12 protein-coding genes are annotated in these 8,374 nt (G+C 42.6%); 5 read left to right on the top strand and 7 right to left on the bottom strand.

Annotation, left to right across the window (positions count from 1 at the left end; all coding sequences use genetic code 11):
* Window positions 1–48: 48 nt before the first annotated feature.
* From WA010_RS01355 to WA010_RS01345, 3 genes are read left to right on the top strand one after another with little or no spacing between them, the layout of a single operon-like run.
* Window positions 49–870 carry a PDDEXK nuclease domain-containing protein gene (locus WA010_RS01355; protein WP_422555382.1) on the top strand — a complete coding sequence of 274 codons (822 nt, stop codon included), beginning with the start codon at window positions 49–51 and terminating at the stop codon, window positions 868–870.
* The gene (gene lgt / locus WA010_RS01350) at window positions 870–1,691 is read left to right on the top strand and encodes a prolipoprotein diacylglyceryl transferase (RefSeq protein WP_422555381.1); all 822 of its coding nucleotides are present in this window, start codon (window positions 870–872) and stop codon (window positions 1,689–1,691) included. The genes WA010_RS01355 and lgt overlap by 1 nt, the downstream gene beginning before the upstream one ends.
* Window positions 1,691–1,888 (top strand): hypothetical protein, encoded by a 198-nt coding sequence (locus tag WA010_RS01345; RefSeq protein WP_422555380.1) that lies wholly within the window; start codon window positions 1,691–1,693, stop codon window positions 1,886–1,888. The genes lgt and WA010_RS01345 overlap by 1 nt, the downstream gene beginning before the upstream one ends.
* 327 nt (window positions 1,889–2,215) lie before the next feature.
* On the opposite strand, the gene WA010_RS01340 is transcribed toward WA010_RS01345, so the two are convergent.
* The 7 genes from WA010_RS01340 to panB form a co-directional block, all read right to left on the bottom strand.
* Complete coding sequence (locus WA010_RS01340) at window positions 2,216–3,424, bottom strand: ArsS family sensor histidine kinase (RefSeq protein ID WP_422555379.1); 1,209 nt, start codon at window positions 3,422–3,424, stop codon at window positions 2,216–2,218.
* A complete protein-coding gene (locus tag WA010_RS01335; protein ID WP_422555378.1) occupies window positions 3,421–4,083 on the bottom strand; it encodes a response regulator transcription factor in 663 nt (220 codons plus the stop codon). The genes WA010_RS01340 and WA010_RS01335 overlap by 4 nt, the downstream gene beginning before the upstream one ends.
* A 6-nt stretch (window positions 4,084–4,089) precedes the next feature.
* On the bottom strand, window positions 4,090–4,515 hold the full coding sequence (locus WA010_RS01330; RefSeq protein ID WP_422555377.1) for a hypothetical protein: 426 nt from the start codon (window positions 4,513–4,515) through the stop codon (window positions 4,090–4,092).
* A gap of 83 nt (window positions 4,516–4,598) precedes the next feature.
* Window positions 4,599–5,636: an AI-2E family transporter gene (locus tag WA010_RS01325; protein WP_422555376.1), complete on the bottom strand. Its 1,038-nt coding sequence runs from the start codon at window positions 5,634–5,636 to the stop codon at window positions 4,599–4,601.
* A 9-nt stretch (window positions 5,637–5,645) separates the two neighbouring features.
* On the bottom strand, window positions 5,646–6,653 hold the full coding sequence (gene ruvB, locus WA010_RS01320) for a Holliday junction branch migration DNA helicase RuvB (protein ID WP_422555375.1): 1,008 nt from the start codon (window positions 6,651–6,653) through the stop codon (window positions 5,646–5,648).
* 3 nt (window positions 6,654–6,656) lie between these two features.
* Window positions 6,657–6,860: a hypothetical protein gene (locus tag WA010_RS01315; RefSeq protein ID WP_422555374.1), complete on the bottom strand. Its 204-nt coding sequence runs from the start codon at window positions 6,858–6,860 to the stop codon at window positions 6,657–6,659.
* On the bottom strand, window positions 6,841–7,629 hold the full coding sequence (gene panB / locus WA010_RS01310; protein WP_422555373.1) for a 3-methyl-2-oxobutanoate hydroxymethyltransferase: 789 nt from the start codon (window positions 7,627–7,629) through the stop codon (window positions 6,841–6,843). Before panB ends, WA010_RS01315 begins: the two co-directional genes overlap by 20 nt.
* A gap of 135 nt (window positions 7,630–7,764) precedes the next feature.
* Here panB and WA010_RS01305 point away from each other — a divergent pair, with 135 nt between their 5' ends.
* Window positions 7,765–8,169 (top strand): Hpt domain-containing protein, encoded by a 405-nt coding sequence (locus WA010_RS01305; protein ID WP_422555372.1) that lies wholly within the window; start codon window positions 7,765–7,767, stop codon window positions 8,167–8,169.
* Window positions 8,166–8,374, top strand: a 209-nt coding sequence (locus tag WA010_RS01300) for a tryptophan synthase subunit alpha (RefSeq protein ID WP_422555371.1), incomplete at its 3' end; no start/stop codon positions are given. The genes WA010_RS01305 and WA010_RS01300, both read left to right, overlap by 4 nt.

Below are 8,374 nucleotides of genomic sequence, written 5' to 3'. Positions count from 1 at the left end.
AATTACTTTAGATTGTTCTATATATCGTACCCACAGATTGTCCAGTCAGTGCCTGACCAATTTAGGTTAAATTATCAAAAAGTCCAGTCATTGACTGGAAAATCTACAAAATATCAAATAGACATTTTTAGACTTCTTAATTCTTGTACTTTTACCCATTTTATCGAACTGATAAAAATTGATGATTCCTTAAAAAGATTGTTTTATGAAGTTAAGACGATTAAAGGAAATTGGAGTGTTCGAGAACTGCAACGACAAATTTACGCTCAAACCTATGAGCGAATAGGATTATCGACCAATAAAAAAGAGCTAATTGCATCGATTACGTCTGCAACCGAAACACTACTGCCTGAACAGATTATCAAAGACCCCTATATTCTAGAATTTACGGGGTTGGAGACCAAAGCGAAATACAGTGAAAACGATTTAGAGATGGCATTGTTAAACCATTTACAAGACTTTTTACTCGAACTTGGCAATGGGTTTTGTTTCGAGGCACGTCAAAAACGGATTTCGATAGATAACGAGCATGACCGAATCGATTTGGTCTTTTATCATCGGGTGCTAAAATGTCATGTATTGGTTGATCTAAAAATCCGAGAGTTTTCTCATGCTGATGTCGGGCAGATGAATTTTTATCTCAATTACTACAAAAACGAAATTATGGCGGAAAGCGACAATCCACCTATCGGTCTGATACTGTGTGCGACGAAAAATCATACCAAAGTAGAGTATGCTACGGCTGGGCTTAGTAATCAGCTTTTTGTTTCCAAATACAAAATTAATCTCCCTTCTTTGGAATCGATAGAGGAATTTATCGAAGATGAATTAAGTGAACTTCAAAAAGATATTAAAGGAATTGAACCATAATGGAATACTGGAATCATATTTACGAGCATTTTAACCCCGTAGCATTTAGCATCTTTTCTATTCCCGTTCATTGGTATGGGTTGATGTACGTCCTTGCGCTGTTGGGTGCCCTCGTGATTGCGAAATGGATTGTCCAAAAAGATAATATCGATATTACTAAAGATCAGTTGGACGATTATTTTATCTATGCGGAGATAGGGGTGATCTTGGGGGCACGATTGGGATATATCCTCTTTTACGATACCCACACGATGTACTATCTCACGCAGCCGTGGCAGATTTTTAATCCGTTTATGGACGGACAGTTTGTCGGGATTCGGGGGATGAGTTTTCACGGGGCAATACTCGGATTTTTGATCGGTTCGTATCTGTATCATCATCGTCACGGGATCCCTTTTGGTCGGCTTATGGACCTAGTGGCGGTATCGGTGCCACTCGCATACGTGTTCGGGCGGATCGGAAATTTTCTCAATCAAGAACTTGTCGGACGTGCTACCGATGTGCCGTGGGGGATTTATGTTTATGATACCCTCCGTCACCCCTCGCAGCTGTATGAAGCATTTGTCGAGGGGATTGTGGTCTTTGTGATCATCTTTGCGTATCGTCACCGTAAAGCGTTCGAGGGCGAGTTGATTTTGCTGTATGGATTTTTATACGGAATTGGACGGGGAGCGGTCGAATTTTACCGCGCTCCCGATGCGCAGATCGGCTATATCGTAGGGGAATGGATGACGCTGGGGATGGCGCTTAGTTTTGCGATGGCAGGAGTATCAGCGATTTTGTGGGTTTATTTTAAAGGGAAAAATAGAAAGGTTATTTGATGAAAAAATGGTTTTTTTATATTGGGATAACTCTATTTTCTTTCAGTGCGGGGTGGTGTTTGACTGGTTGTGCAACAGAAATGAGACATTTTTCCGATGGAATGCTTAAAGGTGATACATATATCAAATCAAAAATGATTTGGGAAATAATTGCACTTGAATCCCAAAACAAGAGTAAAACAAGAGTAAAACAATAATAAAATATAATGATGCAAGCAAAATTATTGAGCGTCATTTTACACTTGGAATGGATAAAGATCAAGTTATATCCATCTTAAAAAATGATGATTTACGCTACACTGAAGAGGGTAATAAGTTTTTTGTTTATTGCCAATATGGTTTGTATCGACTCGTTATTTTAAATTTTTTCTTTGATTCACAAAACAAATTAGTTGGATTTGATGGAACGTATATAGTTACTTCTGAGCTTTAGAAGGGGATGCTTTTCGTCATCCTCGGGCTTGACCCGGGGATCCATCTCTTTGAATTAAAGCTGGATTCCCGATCAAGTCGGGAATGACGAATTAGATAAACCGGATACAAAAATGGTGTATCCCCTCTTTGTACTCGTAATTTAAATTAAAGCGGTGCAGCTCACACACCGATTGGGCGATGTAGAGCCCCAATCCTAACCCTCCGTCTCCTCTTTCAGTTACAAATGCCTGTAACGCCTCTTCGACAGGACGTTTTAGAGGCTCTCCCTCATTTTTAATGCAGAGGGTACTCCCATCGCAGATAATCTCAATCGGATAAGCGGTCGCATGACGGTAGGCATTATCGATCAAATTCTCTAGTGCACTTGTAAAAAGGGTTGGATCGACATGGATGTTTTGATCACATCCGATGAGGTGGATATTGCTCTCATCGAGTAGGAGATGATCGATTACAGTATCGACCATCGTCGCGATGGAAACGTCATGCCGTTTGAGGGAAAAAGCGTGCATTTTTTCGATATCCGCCATTTGGTGAATCAGATGCTCCAGCCGTAAAAACAATTTAGCAAGCAGATTACGGTTAGGGCTCGGATCTTCGAGTTCGACGATGAGTTTCCCTTTGGTAATTGGAGTTTTGAGCTCGTGCATGATATTGCGCAAGAAAAGTTCACGCGATTTTTTGAGTCTGTTTTGTTTCTCAAGTGCATCGTAGAGGGCGTTGGAGATGAGGGCGATTTCATCTTTGCCGTTATTGGTGCTATTGAGGACTTCCTCCCCTTCACCATAGCGTTGAATCTGTTTATAGAGATATTTGAGGGGTTTGAGATTGCTCCACAGCAGTAGATACATGCTCACTAACCCGCCTAAAAGGGCGAAAAATAAAAACCAAACGAAATAGTAAGTTCTCCCCTCCGCCGTATCGCGGTAGAGCATCGTGCAATGCCCCTCTGAGAGCTCATAGATAAATCCGACATCATCTTTGTAAATGGTGACTTTCACGTTGCGAGAGCGGAGTTTCGATTGCATCGGGGGGGGGAGTTTTATGGCTTCGCATTTTCGGGTTTTTGCCTCCATCACTTTAAAACCCGCTTCGGCTAACTCATGGTTCTTTTCCATACAGCTACGTGCTTTTGTCTCATCGATGATACGAGAGAGTTCCATGGAACGGTGAGCTAGAAGGTGAAGTTTTTGACGTTCTTGCTCATGAAGTGCGGAGACAAAAAGCAAAACCAATACGATCAGTGCGAGAAAAAAAAAGGCGTGTAGTTTAAAAAAAACGGAGTGACGGCGTGAGATCATAGGGTAAATTGGTATCCCATTCCGCGAATAGAGCGGATAAGGGTAGGGTGTTTTGGATTGGGTTCGATTTTTTGGCGTATTCGGCTGATGAGGACGTCGATACTCCGCTCACTGCTCTCCCACCCGATCGATTCGACATTGTTGGCGATAAAATCACGGGAGATGATTTGACGGTGATGTTTGATCAGCAGTGATAACAACTCAAATTCGGCACGGGTAAGGGGGAGAAGTTCCCCCTCTTTGTAGATGCCGTTTTCATCGACACGAAAGGTGTCACTGCTCGCTTGGATCGTTTTGCCGTTGATGCGACGAAGGAGACTTTGGATTCTGGCTACCAGCTCTCTGGGCTCATAGGGTTTTGGGAGGTAGTCATCGGCACCGAGTTCGAGTGCGATCACTTTGTCTCCCAAATCACTCCGAGCCGAGGAGATGATGATCGGGATGTCGCTTTTTTCACGAAGTGCTTTGCAGACATCCAATCCATCCATATCGGGGAGGGTGAGATCGAGTAACACGAGATCATACGACTCGATTCCCAAGGAGTTTAGTGCTACTTTGGGGTGAGCGTAAGAGATAACCTCCATCTGATAACGGCTCAAATATTGGGTCAAAAGATCCGATATTTCGAGGTCGTCTTCAATCAGGAGGATTTTAATCATCGTTTTTTATTTTTGCTCGCAGTTTTTGCAGCCCATTTTGTCTTCACCCATTTTCATTCCCTTCATATCTTTCATATCTTTCATATCTTTCATATCTTTCATATCACCTTTATTTGGGCAGTTTTTTGAACCCATTTCTCCCATCATCATTTTCATACCTTCAAGTTTAGCACGTTGTTCAACTGTGAGTACTGCCATCATTTTGTCATGCTGTTTGTTGTGGAATGCTTTTCCTTCTTCACGAAGTGCGGTAACTTGTTCTTTTTGTTTGTCATCAAGACCCAGTTTTTCCATCATAGGTGGGAGCTTTTTCGTGTTGCATTCGCATTTTTGCATCATACCGCCTTTATCTCCGCCCATACCGCCTTGCATGGGACATGCCATTAACGCTGTTGCACCGAGGATCAGTGCGATACTTAGAATCTTTTTCATTGGGTTTCTCCATTGGGTTATATTTATACTTTGAGAGTATAGAGGAATCATGTCAATACTATGACAATCTAGTATTAACAATATTAATGAGATACCTCTTCACTCTGAGCTTCGGTGATTTTCATCAACGTTAAAAAGAGTACCGTGATAGCCGGACCTATAATCATTCCCCAAAAACCGAATGTCGCTAGCCCTGCCAAGATGGCAAAAAAGATTATGAGTTCATTAATCTTCTCTTGAGGTTTGATTAACTTTTGATTGATTATTTTGATAATTATCGGTTTGATAAAGGTGTCGGCAACGACAGAAATTACGATAATTGTATAGAGTGCGATAAAAAGGGCATTGTCGGTATTGCCCAATGTGAGTTCAAATAAACTGAACGGAAGCCACATAATAACACCTCCTATCACAGGGATCAAGGATGCAAAGCCGTACATAATTCCAAAGAGCAAACCATTGTATCCCATGTATTCGATAGCAATCCCAAATAATGCACCTTGAAATACAGCAGTAGCGAGAATGGAATAAAAAACGACACTCATGGAAGAGCGCATTTCGAACATAATGAGAGTACTTTCTTGCTGTGGAAAGTGAGCAGAGCGTTTGAAAAATTCAAAAATATCCCGTCCGTAGTAATGGGCAATGAAATAGAAAATGAGTATAAAAAGGGTACCCGAGAGAAACGACATCGCAAAGCTTCCGATTTGAGAAGCGTAAGCGATGATGTGCTGGCTGAATGCGGTAGGATCAAACTTGACTAATGATGCCTCTACTTTTGCTTCGAAACGGGAGAGAGAAGGGGGGAGGTGAGTGATCCAATAATGAATTTTTGCTTCCATCGTGTTCATGATCATCGGGTCAATATTTTGCATCATGATGGAGATATGAAATAAGAAATATCCCAGTGGTGCAAAAAAGAGCAATCCAAGCATTAAAGTAGAGAGTGCAGATGCCCAAAAACGGCTTTTAGTCAGATGAAAAAACCCCATTTGGATATGGTGGGTAGAGATAGCAAGTAGCGAAGCGACGATGATACTCATCCAAAACGGTTCATACAAAACGTAGATTCCGTACGAAACGATCAATAACAATGCGAGGGTAAAGTGCTCTTTTTTCATACTCATACCTTACTCAAATAAACCGCTTTGAGGTATTCCAAATTTGAGAAGTTCATAGGTTTTAGCGGTTGCAACCCGTCCGCGAGCCGTTCGTTCCAAATAACCGTTGGCAAGGAGATAAGGCTCTAGTACATCTTCAATCGTCCCCTCATCTTCGCTGAGTGCGGCGGCGATAGTGGAGAGCCCCATCGCCCGTCCTTTGGCATCCATCAGCAGTTTCAGTAGACGTATATCCATCTCATCAAACCCGTTGGCGTTGATCCCCAGCTGATCGAGGGCGTAGCGGGAGCGTTCATGCAAAATAGTATTTTCGTTGGCAACGTCGGCAAAATCTCGAACTCTTTTTAGCAGTCGTAATGCGATTCTAGGGGTTCCGCGTGAGCGCTTGGCGATTTCGTGTGCTGCCTTTTCGTCGATGCTTTTGCCCAGTTTTGTGGCGGCTTGGGTGATGATACTGCACAGCTCATCGGGAGAATAAAATTGCATTCGAAAATTCATCCCGAAGCGATCTCTTAGAGGATTCGAGAGCATCCCCGCACGGGTCGTTGCTCCGATGAGGGTAAAACGGGGGAGGTCAATTTTGACCGTCTGTGCCGCAGGGCCGCTACCGATGATGATATCGAGGCGGAAATCTTCCATCGACGGGTAGAGAATCTCTTCAACGGCCGGAGAGAGGCGGTGAATCTCATCGATAAAGAGAATATCCCCCTCTTCGAGGTTGGTGAGGATGGCGGCAAGATCACCGCTTTTTTCGATCATCGGTGCGGCGGTGACTTTGATATTGCTCCCCATTTCATTGGCGATGATGAGGGCTAACGTCGTTTTCCCCAAACCGGGAGGGCCGTAAAAGAGGACATGATCGAGGGCTTCGCGCCGTTTGGAACTCGCCTCAATAAAAACACTTAGATTTTTTTTGATCTGCTCTTGTCCGATATATCCATCCCAACTGCTAGGGCGGAGTGAGGTTTCGGTAACCTCTTCGGCATTGAATTTTTCGATTTCAACTATCCGTTCCATTTATTAATTCGTCTTTTGATATTTATTGGGATTAAAAGGTTCGTTATGTTCTTGAAGACATTGTTGACGTTCATCTAAGCTTTTTATCTTATCACAATTTTGTTTTGCAATATTATGCAATAAAGCATGTTCGCCCACTCCCCATTTATTGAAACATCCGCTAAATACTAGTGCAGATAGGATTAAACTAATAGATAAAATTTTCATTTGGAAACTCCTTGCTTTGTACTTCATTTTTATAACTATTTATTGCTTCTTTGACAGCAGCAGCCCCGTTCATGTATTGTTTGACAAATTTCGGGACAAACGGCTCATACAGCCCCAACATATCGGAAAAGACGAGTACTTGACCATCTACGCCATTACCTGCTCCGATACCGATCACAGGGATAGAGACGCTTTGAGCAACGCGCTCTGCGACATTCGCTTTAACCCCTTCGATAACAATGATAAAAGCTCCCGCTTTCTCGATAGCTTGCGCATCAGCGATCAACGAGATGGTCTCTTCTTCGGTTTTGCCTTTGACCTTGTATCCTCCCTCAGCACGAAACGCTTGGGGGAGGAGTCCGATATGACCGCATACGGCGATTCCGTTGGAAGTGAGATGGCGTACCAAATGGGCTTTGTCGGCTCCCCCTTCGATTTTTATTGCATCTGAGGGGGTTTCGCGATAGACACGGATAGCATTTTCAAGAGCGGTTTTTTCATCGCAATACGTCCCAAAAGGCATATCGGTGATGACAAACACCTCAGAGGCTCCTTTGCAAACGGCATTGGTGTGATAGATCATTTGATCCATCGTTGTACTCAGAGTATCGGGGTTGCCTCCAAAACTCATATTGAGACTGTCACCGACGAGGAGGATATCAGCACTTTCACTCAAAAGACGGGCGAAAAGGGCATCGTATGCCGTGATCATCACGAGCGGAAGGGAGTGTTTGCGTTTTTGAATCGAACCGATTGTCAGTTTTTTCATTAGTGTCTAAACTCTCATGTGTATTAATGGAGATAGTTTACCCAAAATTTCCCTCTCAAAGAATTTGTATGACATTTTAAAACAGATGATTAATGAAAAGCTCGATATAATTCACCCATAATAGGAGAGTTCATTATGGGGATACGGAGTGTTCTAGAAGCCAATTTCGATTTTGAAATCATTGATGAATTTTTAGATCATTACGCGATGATGACAGAAGTTATGGAGTCTTTGATTATCGATTTGGGGAATACCGAACGTTACCATCGTAGTATAGAAGAGTTATTTCGTATTTTTCATAATATTAAATCAGCATCTGGTTATTTACAGATTCAGCCTATGGTTCGCATGGCAACATTTGTTGAAGATGCTCTTGAACACTTGAGGTCTCGTGATCAAGTGGTTAATGAAGAGACGATTAACTGGTTTATTAGTATTTCAGATATATTCTTACAATGGCAGGAAGATTTTAAAATGGATAACGAACTCTCTAAAATTTCATTTCATTTACTTATTTTACCCGATATGGAGAAAGCGTGAAGCAACTCGTAGCTTATATTACCGCAGGTTATCCTGATAAAAATTTTACCGTTGATTTGGCATTGGCACTGGGAGAAAACGGTGTCGATACCCTCGAACTCGGTGTTCCCTTTTCCGATCCGGTCGCTGATGGTCCCGTCATCGAAGCGGCAAATCACCGTGCCCTCGAAGCGGGATTTCGTTTCGCCGACTTGCTAGATATTTC

Origin of the sequence: Sulfuricurvum sp. (genome assembly GCF_049305995.1) — a bacterium.
Classification (GTDB): domain Bacteria; phylum Campylobacterota; class Campylobacteria; order Campylobacterales; family Sulfurimonadaceae; genus Sulfuricurvum.
The sequence above is the reverse complement of the archived record's forward strand: the minus strand, read 5'-3'. Positions and strand labels throughout refer to the sequence as shown.

Coding starts and splice junctions, on each gene's coding strand:
- WA010_RS01335 (WP_422555378.1), bottom strand. CDS start 4,083: ATGATTAAAATCCTCCTGATTGAAGACGACCTCGAAATATCGGATCTT.
- lgt (WP_422555381.1), top strand. CDS start 870: ATGGAATACTGGAATCATATTTACGAGCATTTTAACCCCGTAGCATTT.
- WA010_RS01330 (WP_422555377.1), bottom strand. CDS start 4,515: ATGAAAAAGATTCTAAGTATCGCACTGATCCTCGGTGCAACAGCGTTA.
- ruvB (WP_422555375.1), bottom strand. CDS start 6,653: ATGGAACGGATAGTTGAAATCGAAAAATTCAATGCCGAAGAGGTTACC.
- WA010_RS01345 (WP_422555380.1), top strand. CDS start 1,691: ATGAAAAAATGGTTTTTTTATATTGGGATAACTCTATTTTCTTTCAGT.
- WA010_RS01340 (WP_422555379.1), bottom strand. CDS start 3,424: ATGATCTCACGCCGTCACTCCGTTTTTTTTAAACTACACGCCTTTTTT.
- WA010_RS01315 (WP_422555374.1), bottom strand. CDS start 6,860: ATGAAAATTTTATCTATTAGTTTAATCCTATCTGCACTAGTATTTAGC.
- panB (WP_422555373.1), bottom strand. CDS start 7,629: ATGAAAAAACTGACAATCGGTTCGATTCAAAAACGCAAACACTCCCTT.
- WA010_RS01305 (WP_422555372.1), top strand. CDS start 7,765: ATGGGGATACGGAGTGTTCTAGAAGCCAATTTCGATTTTGAAATCATT.
- WA010_RS01325 (WP_422555376.1), bottom strand. CDS start 5,636: ATGAAAAAAGAGCACTTTACCCTCGCATTGTTATTGATCGTTTCGTAC.